The organism is Colwellia sp., assembly GCF_013214175.1.
In the GTDB taxonomy this organism is placed as follows: Bacteria; Pseudomonadota; Gammaproteobacteria; order Enterobacterales; family Alteromonadaceae; genus Colwellia.
On record NZ_JABSPA010000008.1, the window covers coordinates 154,566 to 173,642 of the forward strand.

At 38.3% G+C, this 19,077-nt stretch carries 18 protein-coding genes and 1 pseudogene; 9 read left to right on the plus strand and 10 right to left on the minus strand.

What is annotated here, in order from left to right; all coding sequences use genetic code 11:
* Position 1: 1 nt before the first annotated feature.
* From cysK to HRT55_RS17530, 3 genes are all read left to right on the plus strand, one after another.
* Positions 2 to 982: a cysteine synthase A gene (gene cysK / locus HRT55_RS17520; RefSeq protein WP_291623272.1), complete on the plus strand. Its 981-nt coding sequence runs from the start codon at positions 2 to 4 to the stop codon at positions 980 to 982.
* Between the two features lie 144 nt (positions 983 to 1,126).
* Positions 1,127 to 1,573: a hypothetical protein gene (locus tag HRT55_RS17525; protein ID WP_291623274.1), complete on the plus strand. Its 447-nt coding sequence runs from the start codon at positions 1,127 to 1,129 to the stop codon at positions 1,571 to 1,573.
* Between the two features lie 35 nt (positions 1,574 to 1,608).
* Positions 1,609 to 1,818: a DUF1653 domain-containing protein gene (locus HRT55_RS17530; RefSeq protein ID WP_291623276.1), complete on the plus strand. Its 210-nt coding sequence runs from the start codon at positions 1,609 to 1,611 to the stop codon at positions 1,816 to 1,818.
* A 56-nt stretch (positions 1,819 to 1,874) separates the two neighbouring features.
* Here HRT55_RS17530 and HRT55_RS17535 read toward each other — a convergent pair whose 3' ends face one another.
* On the minus strand, positions 1,875 to 2,144 hold the full coding sequence (locus HRT55_RS17535) for an acylphosphatase (protein ID WP_291623278.1): 270 nt from the start codon (positions 2,142 to 2,144) through the stop codon (positions 1,875 to 1,877).
* 147 nt (positions 2,145 to 2,291) lie between these two features.
* On the opposite strand from HRT55_RS17535, the gene HRT55_RS17540 reads away from it, so the two are divergent.
* Positions 2,292 to 3,482, plus strand: coding sequence for a class I SAM-dependent methyltransferase (locus HRT55_RS17540; RefSeq protein WP_291623280.1), 1,191 nt, complete (start codon positions 2,292 to 2,294; stop codon positions 3,480 to 3,482).
* Between the two features lie 212 nt (positions 3,483 to 3,694).
* Here the strand turns inward: HRT55_RS17540 and HRT55_RS17545 are convergent, their stop codons facing one another.
* The 7 genes from HRT55_RS17545 to HRT55_RS17575 all read right to left on the minus strand — a co-directional run bounded on the left by HRT55_RS17545 (position 3,695) and on the right by HRT55_RS17575 (position 13,980).
* The gene (locus HRT55_RS17545) at positions 3,695 to 3,994 is read right to left on the minus strand and encodes a PilZ domain-containing protein (RefSeq protein WP_291623282.1); all 300 of its coding nucleotides are present in this window, start codon (positions 3,992 to 3,994) and stop codon (positions 3,695 to 3,697) included.
* 222 nt (positions 3,995 to 4,216) lie between these two features.
* A complete protein-coding gene (gene hrpA, locus HRT55_RS17550) occupies positions 4,217 to 8,359 on the minus strand; it encodes an ATP-dependent RNA helicase HrpA (RefSeq protein WP_291623285.1) in 4,143 nt (1,380 codons plus the stop codon).
* A gap of 273 nt (positions 8,360 to 8,632) precedes the next feature.
* Entirely contained in the window at positions 8,633 to 8,833 is a 201-nt protein-coding gene (locus HRT55_RS17555; RefSeq protein WP_291623286.1) for a hypothetical protein, read from the minus strand.
* A gap of 150 nt (positions 8,834 to 8,983) precedes the next feature.
* Positions 8,984 to 9,697, minus strand: coding sequence for a hypothetical protein (locus tag HRT55_RS17560; RefSeq protein ID WP_291623287.1), 714 nt, complete (start codon positions 9,695 to 9,697; stop codon positions 8,984 to 8,986).
* Between the two features lie 135 nt (positions 9,698 to 9,832).
* Positions 9,833 to 10,723, minus strand: coding sequence for a DMT family transporter (locus tag HRT55_RS17565; protein WP_291623289.1), 891 nt, complete (start codon positions 10,721 to 10,723; stop codon positions 9,833 to 9,835).
* Positions 10,724 to 11,291: 568 nt separating this feature from the next.
* Positions 11,292 to 11,477, minus strand: a complete 186-nt coding sequence (locus HRT55_RS17570) for a hypothetical protein (protein WP_291623291.1) — start codon at positions 11,475 to 11,477, stop codon at positions 11,292 to 11,294.
* Between the two features lie 496 nt (positions 11,478 to 11,973).
* Positions 11,974 to 13,980 (minus strand): collagenase, encoded by a 2,007-nt coding sequence (locus HRT55_RS17575; protein ID WP_291623294.1) that lies wholly within the window; start codon positions 13,978 to 13,980, stop codon positions 11,974 to 11,976.
* Between the two features lie 236 nt (positions 13,981 to 14,216).
* Between HRT55_RS17575 and trxC the strand changes: the two genes are divergently transcribed.
* A complete protein-coding gene (gene trxC, locus HRT55_RS17580) occupies positions 14,217 to 14,651 on the plus strand; it encodes a thioredoxin TrxC (protein ID WP_291623295.1) in 435 nt (144 codons plus the stop codon).
* 120 nt (positions 14,652 to 14,771) lie between these two features.
* Here the strand turns inward: trxC and HRT55_RS17585 are convergent, their stop codons facing one another.
* Positions 14,772 to 15,218, minus strand: coding sequence for a plastocyanin/azurin family copper-binding protein (locus tag HRT55_RS17585; RefSeq protein WP_291623297.1), 447 nt, complete (start codon positions 15,216 to 15,218; stop codon positions 14,772 to 14,774).
* A 470-nt stretch (positions 15,219 to 15,688) separates the two neighbouring features.
* Between HRT55_RS17585 and HRT55_RS17590 the strand changes: the two genes are divergently transcribed.
* Positions 15,689 to 16,204: a hypothetical protein gene (locus HRT55_RS17590; protein ID WP_291623299.1), complete on the plus strand. Its 516-nt coding sequence runs from the start codon at positions 15,689 to 15,691 to the stop codon at positions 16,202 to 16,204.
* A gap of 122 nt (positions 16,205 to 16,326) precedes the next feature.
* On the opposite strand, the gene HRT55_RS17595 is transcribed toward HRT55_RS17590, so the two are convergent.
* Positions 16,327 to 16,686: an ATP-binding protein gene (locus HRT55_RS17595; protein WP_291623301.1), complete on the minus strand. Its 360-nt coding sequence runs from the start codon at positions 16,684 to 16,686 to the stop codon at positions 16,327 to 16,329.
* Positions 16,687 to 16,790: 104 nt separating this feature from the next.
* On the opposite strand from HRT55_RS17595, the pseudogene HRT55_RS20990 reads away from it, so the two are divergent.
* From HRT55_RS20990 to HRT55_RS17605, 3 genes and pseudogenes are all read left to right on the plus strand, one after another.
* Positions 16,791 to 17,213: pseudogene (locus HRT55_RS20990) on the plus strand (NADAR family protein); the annotation flags it as partial.
* The gene (ribA, locus tag HRT55_RS20995; RefSeq protein WP_367241226.1) at positions 17,202 to 17,840 is read left to right on the plus strand and encodes a GTP cyclohydrolase II; all 639 of its coding nucleotides are present in this window, start codon (positions 17,202 to 17,204) and stop codon (positions 17,838 to 17,840) included. The pseudogene HRT55_RS20990 and the gene ribA, both read left to right, overlap by 12 nt.
* A 245-nt stretch (positions 17,841 to 18,085) precedes the next feature.
* Positions 18,086 to 18,490, plus strand: a complete 405-nt coding sequence (locus tag HRT55_RS17605; RefSeq protein WP_291623305.1) for a hypothetical protein — start codon at positions 18,086 to 18,088, stop codon at positions 18,488 to 18,490.
* Positions 18,491 to 19,077: the final 587 nt, after the last annotated feature.

Here is a 19,077-nt window from a genome sequence, read left to right on the forward strand (position 1 = left end):
TATGTCTAAAATTTTCGAAGACAACACCACAACCATAGGTAATACTCCTTTAGTTAAGCTAAACCGAGTGATTAATGCTGAAAATGGCGCAAATGTGTACGCTAAAATAGAAGCGAGAAATCCAAGCTTCAGCGTTAAATGTCGTATTGGCGCTAGCATGGTTTGGGATGCCGAAGAAAAAGGTTTATTAAGCCCAGGAAAAGTAATTGTTGAGCCTACCAGTGGCAATACCGGTATCGCCTTAGCGTTTGTTGCTGCAGCGCGTGGTTACGCTATCACCTTAACCATGCCAAGCACAATGAGCTTAGAACGTCGTAAATTACTTATTGCCTTAGGTGCAAAAGTTGAATTGACTGACGGTGCTAAGGGTATGGGTGGCGCAATTGCTAGAGCCCAAGAGCTTAAAGATTCAGATCCAGAAAAATATGTCTTATTAGGCCAGTTTGACAACCCAGCTAACCCAAAAATACATGAAGAAACCACAGGGCCAGAAATTTGGAATGATACCGATGGTAATATCGATATCTTTGTTTCTGGTGTTGGTACTGGTGGTACTCTTACTGGTACAAGCCGCTATATTAAACTAACCAAAGGTAAAGCCATTACTACGGTTGCCGTTGAGCCTGTTGACTCGCCAGTGATCAGTCAAGCACTTGCTGGTGAAGAATTAACACCGGGTCCTCATAAGATTCAAGGTATAGGTGCCGGCTTTATTCCTGGTAACTTAGACCTTGAAATGGTTGATGCCGTTGAACTGGTTTCTAATGAAGACTCTTTTGCTATGGCACACCGCTTAATGAAAGAAGAAGGCATTCTTGCTGGTATTTCATCAGGCGCCGCAGTTGTTGCTGCCAAGCGTATAGCTGAACGTCCTGAAAATAAAGGTAAAAATATTGTCGTCATTTTACCAAGCTCTGCGGAACGTTACCTATCAAGTGCGTTATTTAGCGAGAGCTTTAGCGATAAGGAACTTGTTCAATAAAAATTATTGAATTAATTTACTTTTGACTAAAGACACTTCGGTGTCTTTTTTCGTTTCAAACATCGTCAAAGAAATTTCACTTCACTTTAGCAAAGTAATTACGTTATTATTAAGCATAATGTTTCTACTTTTGACTTAATTATCATGCGCCATTTAAAAAATATTCTATCTTTTTTGTTATTAAGCTCAGTCTTTTTATTAACGGCTTGTGATAGTGATGATTCAAAAAGAATCACTACGGTTGATAACCCTGAAATAGTTGCCTTAGCATTTTTCGATGCCCTGTATAATGAAAAGAATATTGAAAAAGCGGCTTCCGTTTGTAATCCTAAGTTAGCACGACTTATTCTTCATTATCGCTCACCGCAAGCAGTTGCCCGTCACCTGTTTAATATGTCATACGACAAAGTAGAAATGAAACCTGATAGTAGCGGTGTTAAAATTCGAGAACAATTTAAAGGTAGTGCTAATATCACCGTTTATTTTGATGGCTATTACCAAGACAAACGTTTTAAAGAAGTTAAACGCTTAGCGGTTGTCCAACGTGATGGTAAGTGGTTTATTGATAAAATATTAAAAGACCCTTTTTAAAGCTCCTCTCCCATAATTAAATATAAGATAAAATAATGTTAAAAATAGGTACCTACCAACATTTTAAAGGCAACTTCTACCAAGTACTTCATATTGGTCGGCATAGCGAAACTGAAGAATATATGGTGGTTTACCACCCAGCAGATAATAAAGAAGATATATGGCTGCGCCCTTTAACTATGTTTGATGAAACGATAGAGCGAGAGGGAAAAACATTAAAACGCTTCAGCTTTGTTAAGCCATAGCGCTTTAATTGTTAAAATGTAAGTGTTAGAAATAAGGTTGTTGTTGATAAGTAACTTTAGCCAATAGAAAAAAAGGGATGTTCTTGCCATGGCACTTTCTTATGCTGTATGCCGGTCACATCGGCTTGCTCTGGCCCATGGGCAAGCCACACTAGCATTTTTTCAATATTAATTTGTTCACCACAAAGTAATACTTCTACATCGCCATCGGCTAAGTTACGCGCATAGCCACTTAAACTATATTCAATGGCTTGCTGTTGAGACGAGGCTCGAAAATAAACCCCTTGTACCCTACCTGAAATATGCGCAATATAGCTAACATTCATAGATTTTTCTCTTATTAAATCACTATTATTATCAGTAAAGTTTGCACCTAAGACAGTCATTGTCTAAAATCGGCACAAATTCCTCTTTCACCGAATAAAGCCTCGTTTAATACTCGGTATTTATTCATTAAAAATAAGTATAGACCTATGTCAGCAAGAATTTCTTTAAATGTTGGTCGTGAAAAATCATTATTACGTAAACACCCATGGATTTTTTCGAAAGCTATAAACAAAATCAAAGGTAAACCCATGCTAGGCGATACCGTTGATGTATTCGATAGTAAAGGTAACTGGTTAGCTAAGGGTGCATATTCACCTGAATCTCAAATTAGAATTAGAATCTGGAGCTTTGACGAGCATCAAGAAATTGATCGGGATTTTTTCTTTAATAAGTTACAAAAGGCACAAGTTAGACGTGACTGGTTTATTGCCCAAGGTAAATTAACTGGTTATCGATTAATTGCTGGTGAGTCTGATGGTCTGCCCGGCGTTACTATTGATAAATATGATAATTTTCTAGTTTGTCAATTACTTAGTGCTGGCGCAGATTTTCATCGTTACACGCTAGTGAGTTGTTTAAAAGAGCTTTACCCTGATTGCCATATCTATGAACGATCTGATGTTGATGTGCGTAAAAAAGAGGGCTTAGAGCCGGTAACGGGTTGGTTAACTGAACCACAAGACTCTACTGAGTGTGTAATTGAAGAACACGGTATAAAAATTCATGTTGATGTCGCTACTGGCCACAAAACAGGGTTTTATCTCGATCAACGCGACTCTCGCTTGACGGCCGGTAAATTTGCCAAAGATAAAACTATTTTAAATTGTTTTTCTTATACCAGTACTTTTGCATTACATTGCGCGGCAAACAATGCCAAAGAAGTGATTAATGTCGATGTATCGCAAGCGGCCCTTGATATGGGTAAACGTAACTTAGAGTTGAACGGTCTAGCTGATGCCAACGTTTCTTTTGTTAAAGCTGATGTATTTAAGTTATTGCGTTCCTATCGAGAAGAAAAACGTCGCTTTGATATGATTATTCTTGATCCTCCTAAATTTGTTGAATCAAAAGCACAGCTAACCGGCGCTTGTCGTGGTTACAAAGACATCAACATGATTGCTATGCAGTTATTAAACCCTGGTGGTCTTTTGTTAACATTTTCTTGTTCAGGCTTAATGGAAGCAAGCTTATTTCAAAAAGTGGTTGCCGATGCCGCATTAGATGCAAAAAGAAATGTCTATTTTGTCGAACGATTACAACAAGCAGCTGATCACCCTATTTCATCAAATTACCCAGAAGGTTATTATTTGAAAGGTTTAGTTTGTCAGGTTGAATAGTAAAAATTTCAGATAAAACACTTATATTAGTGATGGCTATTGATGTCAATCAAGTAATGAAAGTAAAAGCTTAAAGGCAAGACAAAATAAAGCCAGAGTAATCTCTGGCTTTATATCTTCATGAATAAATAAATAAATAGCAAAAAATCCACTACGCTATTCATTCAATGATTCTATCAGTGAGGTAACAACGAGGTAACCTAAATAAGGTGTTAGTCGACTTCTTCAATGGCAATACCAATGAGGTAACAATTATTACTTTCTTCTTCAATACGAACCACTCGGCCACTAACATCCAATGCTTGTATTTGGCTGCTAGCAGAATCTACTTTAACTCTTACATGGGTAGAAATAGCTAATGGGTGCTCAATTTCAAACGCCATACCCGTCGCACTCAAATCTCGACAAGTAGCAGTAAGTTGACTATTTACTTCGTCATCAATAACAGTAACAGTCACTTCACTATTTAACATCATGCGGTAAAAATCACGTTTATCATCAAAACCGTTCATTCGCTCTCCAAAGCAGACTATATACAACGCTATTATTTATACTGAGCAAAGGCAGAAGTGTCAACTAGTGCTGATAAAAAAGTAACGAATTTGTACAACTGTTACCCCTCTTAACTAACACATAACTAACGATTAACTAAAACCTAGCTAATAATTGACTAATTCTTGTCTAGCACTTAACTGAAATTATTACTTTAATCCTCACTGCCTTGGCTACTTAGATTAAGAAAAGCCCTTTAAATGATTGAGAATACGTTTTACCGATATCGGCGACGCGGTACCCAGGTTTTGGGCAAATAAAGAAACCCTCAACTCTTCAATTAACCAACGGGTGTTAAGTAACTCATTCTCAACGGGCTTATCTTTGCGCTGCTTATTGATAATAGCTTGATAGGTATCAAGCACTTTATTGACATCAATAAGTTTTAATCTGTCTTGGTTAGGGTCAATAGGCAGCTTTTCTAAGCGCCTTAACATGCCTTGTAAATAACGCACAATATCATCTAGCTTACTCAAACCTGAGAAGGTAACAAAGCCTTTGAACACTAACTTTTCACATTGCTGCTTAATATCACCATGAGATTGGATGACATTTAACGGTACGCTACCTTTCATTTTTTTAGTTACTTCATGGCGTAAACTTAATGCCCTTTCAACTTTAATGGTAGCCGCTAATACACAATCAGCAATTTCAGCCCTGACATAATCGCTACACTGAGAAAACTGCTTTTCATCTCTAGGTAGTTGACCATCATTTTGCTGTTGAGCAAACTGCTGCACTAAAGACAAACAAGCACCTTGAATACAGTCTTCTAAAAGCTCATTGATTGAGCCAAAAGGATTAAAGTACAAACCAAGTTTGGCTTTATTAGGCAGTTTTTCCTGTAAATATTTTACCGGTGTTGGGATATTCAACAAAATCAGTCGACTAATACCTTTTAACATAGCGTCTTGTGCATGTTGCTCTTGTTCAAAAAGCTCAATTGCGACACTGCTTTTATGGTCAACTAAGGCTGGAAATGCCTTAATGGTGATATTGGCAACTTTCTTTTCATAACCTTTTGGTAAATTGCCAAAGTTCCACTGGGTTAAATCGGCTTGCTCTATGCCTTTATCTGCTACTTGTTTTATCGATGCTTTAACTTTACCTTGTAGCTCAGCTTTAAGGTCATTAAGGTCTCTGCCCTGTTTTAATAGCTTACCTTTATCATCTACCACTTGAAAATTCATCGTTAAATGCACCGGTAGAGAAATATCCTGCCAAGCTTCTTCGGGTAAACGCACCCCGGTCATGCGCAATAACTGTTTCGCTAACGCGGCTTGTAAGTTACCGCTTTCACTTGGCATTGCCGCTAAACACGCTTGGGCATAGTTAGGCGCCGGCACAAAATTACGTCTTAAGGCCTTAGGCAGTGCTTTAATCAAGGCAATGGCTAGCTCTTCGCGTAGTGCTGGAATCAACCAATCAAAGCCAACATCTTGTACTTGATTCAATAAGGCAATAGGTACAATAAGGCTAATACCATCATCAATGTCCCCAGGAGTAAAATGATAACTGAGCGGCAAAGTGATGTTACCTTGCTGCCAAATATCGGGATAATCAGCTTTACTGAGTTCAGCCGATGATTCATTCAATAAAAAGGCTTTACTAAAGTCTAATAGCTGCTCATTAGCTTGCTTCGCCTTTTTCCACCAAGCGAGGAAACTACGTTGGCAAATAATGGTATCTGGTAATTTATCACTGTAAAAATCAACCAAGTGCTGTTCATCAATCAAAAAATCTTTACGGCGGGCTTTTTGCTCTAACGCTTCAATGCTTTCGACTAACTGCTGATTTTTTCTTAAGAATTTTTCTTTAATAACACAGTCACCATTGACCAGTGCTTCGCGAATAAATATCTCACGGCAAGTAACGGGTTCAATCGTATTAAAGTTAATCTTACGTTTACTGACAATACTTAAGCCATATAAAGTCACTTGCTCAAAGGCCATTACCGCGCCTTGATTTTTCTCCCAATGCGGCTCACTGTAATTTCGCTTAACAAGGTGTGGCGCGAGCGGCTCAAGCCACAAGGGGTCAATCTTGGCATTCATACGGGCAAATAATCGGCTAGTTTCTACTAATTCAGCTGACATTAACCACTTAGGTGATTTTTTAGTTAAAGCTGAACCAGGGAAGATAAAGAATTTCATGCCGCGAGCACCTTTGTACTCGCGATTTTCATCTTGTTGACCGATATGACTCAATAAACCCGATAATAATGCCTGGTGGATAGGAGTTAATGCGGAGTCTTGCTCGTCTTCTTTTGCCTTACCTTCTGCTGAGCTTGCTGCTTGACCTTGCTGATTACTCGGCATAGTAAAACGGTAATCAACGGATGTTAACGGTATTTTTTGCTCTTTAAGTGTCATCTTTAATTGGCTAAAGATATCTTGCCATTCACGCAAGCGCACATAAGAAAGAAACTCACGCTGACAGAGCTTTCTAAACTGATTTTGCTTTAATTCTTTTTGCTGTTCACTAATATACTGCCAAAGATTAAGTAAACTTACAAAATCAGAATGCTTGTTTTTAAAACGATTGTGTTTTTCATCGCTAAGCTGTTGTTTTTCGTGTGGCCTTTCACGCGGGTCTTGAATACTTAACGCACTCACTATAATCAGTACTTGTTCTATACAACCAAACTCAATGGCGGTGATAACCATTTTAGCCAAACGTGGATCTATCGGAAATTTAGCTAATAAACGCCCTGATTTTGTTAACTGTGTAGTCGGACTTACCAGATTACCTTTAGCTGATTTGTTAAGTTTTTCTTTGTCTGGCTTACCTGCAGGCTCAAGCGCGGCAATTTCTTCCAATAAGCGTACACCATCGGTGATATTACGGTTATCCGGTGCTTCAACAAAAGGGAAATTAGCAATGTCGCCTAGGTCCAAGGCATGCATTTGCAAAATAACCGTGGCTAAGTTGGTGCGTAATATTTCAGGATCGGTAAATTCAGCTCTACTGTTATAATCATCCTCTGAATATAAACGGATACAGATACCGTCAGAGACCCTACCACACCGACCAGCACGTTGATTAGCACTTGCCTGTGAAACAGGTTCAATAGGTAAACGTTGTACCTTGGTGCGAGAACTATACCGTGATATACGCGCGGTACCCGGGTCAATCACGTACTTAATCCCCGGTATGGTTAAGCTCGTTTCGGCAACATTGGTCGCCAAAATTAAGTTGCGACCACTATGGGGCTTGAATATCTGGTTTTGCTCACTAATGGTTAAACGTGCATACAGCGGCAGAACATTGGTGTGGCGTAAATTCGCTTTATTAAGTGCTGCCGCTGTATCACGTATTTCTCGCTCACCATTAAGAAACACCAAAATATCGCCTTGCCCACACTCACTAAGTTCATCTACCGCCGATAAAATACCACCAATAATATCAACAGTTTGTGTTGAGGGCTCTTCCGCGTCATCGACAGGTCTATCATTTAAAGGTCTGTAGCGCATTTCAACCGGGAAAGTCCGGCCTGATACTTCGATAACTGGTGCCAACACGCCGGTTTTACTGGCAAAGTGCTTGGCAAAGCGTAACGGGTCAATAGTCGCCGAGGTAATGATAACCTTGAGATCAGGACGTTTAACCAATATTTGCTTTAAATAACCTAAAATAAAATCGATATTTAAACTACGTTCATGCGCTTCATCGATGATGATAGTGTCGTATTGACGCAATAAGCGGTCTTTTTGCATTTCCGCCAGCAAAATACCATCAGTCATTAATTTTATATAACTGCGTTCACTGACTTGATCATTAAAACGGACTTTGTAACCTACCTGGTCACCTAGCTTGGTACCTAACTCTTCGGCAATTCGGTTCGCCACAGTTCTCGCGGCGATACGTCTAGGTTGAGTATGGCCAATCAGACCATCAACACCACGACCAAGTTCAAGACAAATTTTGGGGATTTGCGTGGTTTTTCCTGAGCCTGTTTCGCCGGCAATAATAACCACTTGGTTTTCTTGAATGGCTTGCGCTATTTGCTTAGCATTATCTGCAATAGGTAAACCAGCGGGGTAGCTTATTTTTGGTAAATCACGGATTTTTTGTTTTTTATCGGCAATTGATTCTAAAATATGTTGTTGTAACTGCTCAACTAGCTTTATTTGCTTGGCTGATAACGCCAGTTGCCCTAATTCAGCCTGATTCAGAGAACCGGCCTCTTTAGTTATTGTATTCTTAAGGTTAGTTAACCTTTTAATAAAGCGCCCCACATCACATTTTTTGGCTTGCGGCAATAAATCAAAAAGTTTTTGTATATGGGAAAATGATGTAATAGCGGACTCAATCGAAACAGACAAAACAAACTCGAATAGAAAATAAAAAGGCTATTTTAACAGTAATTCCTGGTAATTACAGCGAGTAAAGTATTAAAAACAGTAAGAATATCGACAGAAATTTTAAAAGGTGTGTCTGTCACCGTGAAGCGAGCACCTACAATGGCAACATGGGAATCGGAGGCGAAGAACTGCGCACTTATGTTTGTAATTAGTTGCTTACGATAAAATTTGTGCCTTTAGCAACAATACAAAAAAATCTTACTAAATCAGAATCCGCGAGTAAGTTTGCAAAGTTTAAACCGATAAATTTACTGATCGGCCTTTTCGATCATCGGCATCATTTCGGCTTGACTCTGCAGCTCTACTTTCTTGAACTTGCCGATTCGCCTCTTGTTGTTCTTTAATGCGCTGTTCGTCTTGCTGACTAGCAACTTGTTGGCGCTGTTGTTGCAGCACTTGAGCTACCGAGCTATTACCTTCGATTGGCGAAACCATTTTAGCCTCCAAATTTATTTAAACAGTTAAAACAGTTAAAACAGTTAAAACAGTTAAATAATAGGTGTTATCTCTACTTACTATTATAGCAGTATAGGTCAACAAAACTAACGTCGTCCCGGAGTAACTTCTCGAGGATATTCCCGGTAATTATGATTTTGACCATAATAAATAGTCTTTATTTAAGCGAGTAAAAATAACTACTAGTACGATAGGAAAAACCACTACAAAAAGGTATTTTGCGTATAACAAGGGTAATAATACCGCGCTAACGATAAGTAAGGCATATAAGCTAATCAGCAATAACTGACTTTTAGCAAAAGAAAAAGCTGCAACAAAATCTCCTACTAGGCCCAAATTATCCAAGCGGGCTATCAAACACGGTAAGACACCAACAATCATAGATAGCAGCGAAAACAACCAGGCTAAGACAAAGTTGAAACAGTAGAATTCAAAAGTCAGGTCGCCTCGCGCTTGTGTTTTGATAGCAAATACTTTGGCAAGAAAGGAGTTTTGATCAACATATAAACTATACAAGGTGATCGCATCGGTTATCCAAATAAGAAAACATAGAAATTGCACCACACATATTAGCCCTATGTTTGCGAGTAAAGCGCGGATGTGAAAAGTTTCTCTTTGCCCCGCTCGGTTAACCAACAAGGGGTGTAAAACTAAGCTAACTAAAGGAATGAATAAAATAAAACCAGCCGTAAATGAAATATACATAAGGCTAAGGTTGTAAGCCGATAGATAAGATTGAATAACTTGCGAGATAAAGAATATCACTAAGCTAGCAAAAAAAACCAAGCCGTAACTGACCGTTTGTTCAGCTGATACACGAGACAGCTTCAAGAACTTTGACACTTCATTCACCAATAAATCATTTGATTAAACAGTGATGTTAGCTTAACGCCTGCTCCTAGATGTTGATGTAAGATAAGGCTAGGTAATACAAGACAAAATAAAAGCAAAAGCGTAGGTTTTATTTCCCTCTTTGGTCTATTTGTTCTTGGCTTTAGTCTTTTTCTTGGTTAAATCTCGAATGCCGATTAGATTACCAATCAGCATCAAACCACCGCCAATAAGCAAGGGCAACTCGAATGCTTCGTGATAAAAAATAACGCCAATCATGGCAATTAACGGCAGTCTGAGAAAGTCGAGGGTAATAATGGTAGTGACTTCAGCATACTGCATTGCTTTAGCTAAACAAAAATGTGCTGACAATGCGCTTAGACCAATAACGACCAGCCAAAGCCACTGCTCACCTTGTGGCCAAATCCAACCTGACAATGATAATGCCAAGCCAATAGGTAATTGAATAAGGCACATAAAAAGTAAAATAGTTAAAGGTGACTCTGTTTTTGATAAAGACTTGGTGGTGGTGTGTGATATGGCAAAACAAATGGCTGAGCCCAGTACCACAATGGCAGCATAATCAATTAAGGCATAACCTGGTTGTACAATAGCAATAACACCTAAGGTACCAAGAAATATCGCTATCAGTTTATTTGCGGTTACTTTTTCATTAAGAAAAAAGCTGGCAATTAACAAGGTCCAAATAGGCACAGTGAACTCTAACGCGAACACTTCTGCCAATGGTAATAGGCCAATACCAAAAAACCAGCCATATTGGGCTAGAAAATGAAAAACATTACGAAAGAAATGCAGTTTCACCACCTGGTGACGCGGTTGATTAAGTACTCCCTTTAAACGCTTATCTTTAAAAAATAGTGAACGAATAAAGTAAACACACGATAGGAACACTAAGCCAATAGCACTGCGAATAGCCAGAGATTGAGCAATACTAAGTTCACCACTTAGCTCTCGAGCACCGATAGCAAGGATACAAAAGGAGGCTAATGCCCCTGTCATCCATAAAAAGAGCGCCATATTAGTTAAGCGTTATTATTTTTAGCAGCAAAGGCTAGCGCTCAACAAAATCTGTGATCAAGTAGTGTCGGCCAGACAGTACTTGATAACAGCCCGCTTCCTGACTTAAGTGCATCAGCAAAAGTAATGGCATTTTGTATTGCTACACTGAGAGAGCTATTAGGCAATATTGCTAATACAAAAAATTTAGCTAATAAAGATGGTAACTGTGCTGGTTTCATATCCGTTTATTCAATGAGCGACTAACCCATTGTTCACTAGATAAAATAGCGTTTAATCATAGTGGATATACTAAAAAAACCAAGCCCTTTTTACTTTACTGTCAAGATGAAAGGTTAGTTAACCTGAACTCTGGATAATGAGTACTTGATGTTAAAGTACAAACAACAACTTAGATTGTTAAGAGTAAAGTTCACAATATTAAGTAACTATATACTCTATCAATGTTTCAATTTATTCGATTATCAAGGTAAAACGTTTATGAATAACGGGTCATTTATCTACGTTTTAACGCTGATAATTGGATAAAGGGGAATGTTGAGCAAGTGCCGCTTATCCAGAGCTCAGGTTAGTTAGAACCTAATTCATAAACTTGGCTTTCATCCTGCTCGTTTAAAGCTTCAGAGTTTTGTCTACAACCTTGCTCACCCCTGCCATCTTCTTGAATAATTGTTTTAACATATTGCTGATAAGCCTCTAGCATTGCCGCGGTCATTATCACCCGTCTATCTTTCCTAATACTGTAATTTAACATAGTCTACCCTCAACTTAATAAATGGCTACGCCCGTTTCATTCTCTACAGTACTAGTGCATCAAATGTGCCAAAAGGCAGTCAGATTTACGCTTGATTACATTCGCTTTTTTAAAAGTGATTAAATAAAGTATTGAAATTTACCATTTTGCAAAACAACTGTTGCAAGGTGAGAGTCCTTTTCAACGTTTCTCTGTAGTAATAACTCATAGTATGTATTTCACAATATGTGATTCCAGCCTGTAACGATTAAAATTAATAAATAGAACACTTTAACTAAGCTTCACGCTAAGTGAGCTCAGTTAAAATGTTGGAATTACTTGCTGCTCATCCTTGACTGAAGTACTGACAAGCTATGTTACCTGTCATTAAACTGACGTTAGTAACTTCGGTCATTATTTCATTAGTGATGCCGTTCGCTACTCTTGTCGTTATTCTGCTCGCTACTCTGGTAGCAATTCCGTTAATTACTTAGCTAATAAGACCTTTAATAATGACTTATGGAGTATTAGCCTTGTGAGCAATTTTTTTCTCCGTGGCTTTTAAGGCATTCTCATGCCAATACTGCCAGTGCATATGTAATTCATCTTCGGTTAAGTGCGCAGGTTGAAGATAATCTTTATAGGTATAGCGATAAAATTGACGCGGCTTTTGTGGGTTATTATCTTCTGCTTCAGCGACATAATTTTCATTATGCTCAACTAGCCACAAATTAAATTCATCATTAAACTTTTCACCTGACTCAGCTAATAATTTTTTGTAGCCGGCAAAGAAGTCTGTCTGTAAAAAATGGGCCATTTCTCTATAATCGCTTTGATGATGTTCATTCATAAAACGCACCGCTAAATAGCCCCAACGATAAACCCTATCAGTACCATCTTTATATTCAGTATTGAAAACATCCGTTAAGCTCGGCCAATCTTTTGCTTCAGTATCATTAACCAGCTTAAAGGCTCTAGGATTATTATCTTCTTTAGCCACATATTCAGCGAGCCCTTCAGACCACCACACCATATGGCTAGGAAAGTGATTAAAGGTGTCGTATTTTACGAAGCGACCGTCTAAGTAATGGACAAATTCATGATTAAGGTTCCACACGGCAAACTCAGGTCTCACCCAGAAGTGTTCGAATGAATAAAAAGTTGCAATATTATCGGGATCTTGAGTAATACCCTCAATGTACATGCCACCATTATCGGTATTAATATCAAAAACTAATTGACCGTATTTATTATATTCTGCGTGATTATCAAAAATAACTACGCGTAATTTATCATTAAAATCGTTGGCTACTGGCTCATTATTAGTTGCTAAAATGTCATGAAAATGACTTTCTTGAGAAATGAGTTTCTGACAAGAATCATTTAATTGCGCTATAGACATGGCTTGGGTCAGAATATAAATTCGGTCTGAACACTCATGATTAATAGGCAAAGCTTGCTCAATCGATGGTGTTATACAGCGCCCAGCGAGAGTACCCTCTTCACATTCAGACTTTCCTCTAAAAGTATTTACCACATAAGGCACACTAAAAAGCGTTTTGCTTTGCTCTGGTGTTACTTTCTTGTCCGTATTTAACGCAGTCCAAACACTGTTATCAAGGGTATGCATTTTAGCTTCAACATCAAGTGATAACTTATCATCATCTAAACGCTTTTGATCATCGGCTGAGCGCTGATAATATTCATTCCAGTATTCTTTATTATATAAATTATAATATTGTGCCAATGCCCATAACGCGTGTTGTTTAGGCCAGTCATTATTTGCTAGGGTATTATTTTTAGCGGTAATAAATTGTATTAGCGCCTGCTGTAATTCATCCTCGCCCAATACGGCTTGGCTAAATACACTTTCATTTTTTCTACGTGCTTCATAAGGCAAAATAGCGCCCGCACGTAATACTTCCCACAAGGCATAATCAATTGCCTTATTATTTTCTTTGTCATTTGTTAGAGACGTATTGGATAAATCGGCACTCGCATAAATGTTTATTAACTGACTTAATGGTTTCACTTGCTCAGCAGTAAAAGGCTGTAATGGCGCTAAGAAATATAACCGGTATAAAGCCACAGCGTAGTTTTCATGTAAACGTGCGGTAGTAGCATTCACTGCAAAGAATCCCGGCATATTGTACAAATCAGTCAAAGCATTGTTTACCGATTCGGCGGTATGTTCAGACCAGTCTTTATCAGTACCAAAACTACTATAAATACGTAAATAGAAAGTAAGTTTTTCCAACTTCTCACTATTTAGTTCGCCTTTTAACGCTTCGATTGAAATGGCTTCGGCAACCGCTTTAAGCATACCAGCTTGATAATGGTTAAAATCTTGACTCCACAATTGCTCAACATCCGTAGCTAACACTTGAGCAACTCTAGCGTCGACTTGCCCCGCTACTGAGCTAATATTTTCTTGCTGTTCGACTATGGTAGGAAGGCTATTACTACAAGCTGAAATGACCGAAGCAATAGCAACGGCGGCAAGTGTCATTGAAAATTTATGCATATGGATATCTTTATTGTTTTAATGATAAAAACATTATTGCATACAATATACCGACGTACACTAACTATTTAGCTCAGTTATTTTGCGCTAATAAGCCGATTTAAAAATCAATACCGCAGGTACTATTGACTCATATTGATTATTAAAAGCGCCTTGAACCGATAACTATTAACTGTTTCATACTAATCAGTTAATATTCGACTCATTGACCAATGAAGAAAGTTACCGGAAAGCATATGAATCTAGTTTGTAGCAATTGTTTTACTACCAATCGAATCCCTGATGATAAAGCTCATAGTAAGGGTAAATGTGGCAAGTGCCAGCAAGGGCTTTATTCCTCAAAACCTATTGAACTCACTAACAACACTTTTGCCGCCTTTATTGAGCGCAATGACTTACCGGTAGTTGTTGATTTTTGGGCTAGCTGGTGTGGGCCGTGCCAAAACATGGCACCTATTTTTAGTAAAGTAGCGCAAGACTCGCCAACAATACTGTTTGCTAAAGTAAATACTGAGCAAGTGCAACAGATAGCGGCTAAGGTGCATATTCGCAGTTTACCCACCTTGGCATTTTTTCATCAAGGTAAGGAGGTCGATCGTATCTCTGGCGGTCTTAATGAAATGCAAATGAAGCAATGGTTAGTGCAAAGCTTACAAAAAATATCCAAGTAGCTCTGAATATCTACATATTTTGACTCAAGTTTATTGACAAAAAACATCAGTAGCGCCTTTAAAAATAGCGAAGCTACTGATGTTTTCAAAAAGGTCATAGCTTTAATCAGTGATTAATTGCTAGTTCTCAATCTTTGCAATTGTCGCTGCTACCCGATCTTTATTCATCACCACGCCAGTCTGTAATGTTTGCCACTGAGCTTTAACATCGTCTATGTTTACTGCTTTTCCGACTTGGATTACACCAAGCATGCCTAAGGCGAAATGCGGTAAACACTTATAGAGATAAGCCCCTTCTTGCTTAAACTCTACGACTGCAGTTTTACCCATAGGCGTACTAAAAGCACTTGCCCCTTTTGGACTGACTAGAGATTGTGCATTATGAGAAGCATCTGAGGGGATAAAGCGCACTGTATCGCCAAGTGCTATTTTCAAAAAGGCTGGCTCCATGATCATAGTTTGACCACTTGCATCGCCGGTTAACATTTTCACCTGATGCTCTTTGGCCACAAGTAAACTCGGCATTAGTGTTAGGAATAGTACAAGGGTAATAATTAATCGTTTCATTTTATGCTTCTGTAAGTTGTTTATGAAGCATGGATGATAACAATTCTCATTACCGTTAACAACAATACATTAACAATGATGCATTAACGCAGTGCTTAAACTTAAAATGTTTGCCTTGGTGATTTATTTATTGGAAGGTTTGTTACTAACTCAACAGTATAAAAAGTAATAGCTTTCGGCAACCCAAGACTATTTCTGTATTTTATACGGCAAACACTTTGGCAAGAAGCTGCCGCTTTACCGTTAAAACAACTCCACTGTAGCTTCACTCAATGCTAATTAGCTAACATAGATCTCCGAATCTTTTAATAAGCGCCCTCATGCTCATCATTGACAATAAATATTGCTAGTTTCCAATCATTCTTATTGGCAGCTTTATATTGGCACAAAGTATGCTCTGTGATGTTCTTGTAGATAATAGATCTCAAACATTTCAAGCATCACAAAGTTATAAGTAAAGGACCGCTATTATGATGATCAACAGCAATTACGCCCAACAAGTTGCACTGGCGAAGTCTAACAATACTACCTTAGTTAATTTTTCAAACACCACAGCTCCCGTACAAGCCATAGCCGGTGAAAAAGACACAGTTAGATTATCGGATAAAGCCTTGGCAATGATGAAAGGTACGGAAATTAAAGAAATCGCACCTACTTATGTAAGGCCAGAGACAGCAAACTCGCTATTAACTAAAAGTGAAGACGCTAAAAATGACGTTCTACATACGTCTAAAAGCACTAGCAGCAAGGACAATGTCACTTTCGATAATCGCTTTAATGAAATAATGCAAAATATCTTGGATCAACGCTTAGGAATCGATCGAGATAAGCTTGAAGAGATCGAAGCCATGATGGAAGAGATAGCTAACAATGAAAATATGAGCCCAGAGGAGAAACAACTGGCATTAGAGAAACTCGCGGAGATGCGCGAGAAGGTAATTGAAGAAAGTAGAGAGATAAGAGAAGTAGCTAAACAAACAGAATAAAGTTTTTAATGACCCCTAGCCCCTAAATTAACAATTTGTATTTTTATTCTGCTTATCCTCATCGCCACATTTACCTGACAACTTACGCTAGAATCGGAAATACAAGGTTAACCTAGACTGTGTTAATTGCTGATTTCTGTAGCGATAGACTCACTTTTTTCAGCACTTAAATCTAATGGGATTTCAACGATAAACAAGGTTCGTTGTACTTTCGACTGAGTATTTTTAGCTGTGCTTAGTCTTATTTTTCCTTTAAGTAACTGATGCACTAAATTATAGATAATATGCAAACTTAAGCCGATGGCCCCTCGACATCTTTTAGTGGTGACGAAGAGGTCAAAAATAGTATTGACTATATCTGGGTTAATACCACAGCCATCCTGCATGTTATCTATCGTTTCAATAACCCGTTTATTCGAGCAGCTGAGAGAGTCCCATAGGCTCAACAGATAGCTTGCTTCGTTTGTAGTTAATAGTTGCATGGGAAGTAGTCACATTAGAAATACAACTACTCAGAAGGTAGATTTAACACTTTTTGGTAAAGCTTCTACACTTAAATGGAATAACATAAAACAAGGAAGATAACATGACTAAAGATATTTGGTTTTATGAACCTTTCGATGCCGACGGCTATTTATCTAATTTCGCAGATTTCCCCATCACGTTTGAACATCAAGAATGGCAAAGCAGCGAGCATTGTTATCAAGCCAGTAAATTTAAAGACAAGGCTATTATTAATCAAATTCAAAAAGCGACCACCCCTAAAGAGACATTCGACCTTAGCCGAAAACATTCTGATAAAGTCCGTGAAGATTGGCTTGATATCCGTTACCAACGAATGTTGGACATTGTCAGCGCAAAGTTCAATCAACATACACGACTTGCCTATTACTTAGTTGCCACTGAAGAGAGGACTATTAAGGAGCATTCCCATAAAGATGATTACTGGGGCGATGGCGGTGATGGCCATGGTAAGAATTGTTTAGGTAAAATATTAATGCAGGTCAGAGAAGAGCTTAAACAAACAGCTCGATTTTCATTATTACGTTATTCAGAATCAACCAAATTGCCGACTCAATTTGGTCAGTTCAAAATGCATGGATTTTATGAACCAAACACTGGCCAAGAACATGTAGTATTGAGTTTTGGCAATTGGAAACAAGATGAACCGGTATTACTTCGCATCCACTCAGAGTGCTTAACCGGTGATGCATTTTCCAGTTTACGCTGTGACTGTGGCGCGCAACTACAGTTTGCAATGAAAAAAATTGCTGATAATGGCTCAGGTCTGCTCATATACCTACGACAAGAAGGCCGAGGTATTGGTTTACTCAATAAAATAAAAGCCTACAATTTACAAGACAAGGGCGCTGACACTGTTGAAGCTAATGTGCTTTTAGGCTTTGAATCGGACCAACGTAGTTACTTCTTCTGCAAAGGCATATTTGAATTTTTTAATATAAATACCGTTAACGTAATGACAAATAATCCACTTAAATTACAGGCACTCGATGAAATTGGTATTAATATTAATCAACGGATACCTTTGAATGATGGCCATAACAGCCATAATAAGCAATACCTCACGACTAAGAAAAATAAAATGGGCCATAAATTAACGATAGATGATATCTAATCACCGTTCTTGGTTACTGGTAATACAGCAATCAAGTTTACCCATTAACTTAGGTATTATTACTTGGTGTTACTTTCCTGTTTGGAATTTCGGTTACTGCTAGGGGAGATCAATCACTGTACTCCCCTATTTTATTCACGATAATACGGAATTTAAACGACCCTCCACTCCTAGAGCCCACAACAAAAATTAAGTAATACATCTATACTCAGTATTATTGGCTCATAATATAAGGAAGTCCTCTAATGAATTCGGTTAATTCAAATACATCAAACTCTATTAATTTGGTGCAAAAGGCGATTACCAGAAATACTGCGACTCAAGTTATTGAGGCAAAAAAATCAGGCACACCAGTTGATGTAGAAGAAATTAAACAATCTAACCAGCAAATAAAAGATGACGCTGTTCAAATTGGTTTATCTGCTTATCAAGCAAATATAAAAAAGAACAATATCGACATCTATATTCAGTCAACTGAAAAAGCCAATGACTTATACAGTACTGATTCATCTGACTCAACAGACACTGAGATTAACAGTTTTGATGCTCAAGCTGTTAATGAAGCTCGTTCAACCGTACAAAAACGTGCCATTGGCATATCAGTATATGAGCAAGTTCAATCAACCAAATACGATAAAGAAACCTTATAACCTTACCTTTACCTATGGGATATAATTTGTCACCTTCTACCCTATTCGCCCAAATTCAGCAGAACATTCAATAATAAACTAACGAAGCCTGAGGCCAGGCTATCTCGGTGATAACTTCGAAATCTTGGAGTATTCCGATTTGTTCGGTAATTTAACTACAATCTTCCTCGATCTGACTTAATCTAGTAACAAAGTAATAGTGAACTGGATTCCCGATTAGAAACTTCGGGAATGACAGCTTCAAAGAACGGAGATGTAACAACACAATCACCTAACCTATCAACGCGCAACAAGTCTGCTTGAATCAAGTGCCGCAATGAAAGGCAATATTCACGTATGTTCATCAGGGATGATGAGCAAAGCGATGTCGGCACATGGATGTGCCATCAGCGCTGTTACGTCGAAAATATTGCTTTTAATGTAGGATTACACTTGATTAGCAGCTCCGAGGGATTCCGAAGGGAGGCCGGAGGCAGTCTCCCTTTGGGTGTCGTCGCCACCGCGACATAAATATCAACTGACTCTGATATTGTTGATATCAAATCAACTGTTCTTACCCCTTGATATCACACTAGAAAGTTATAACA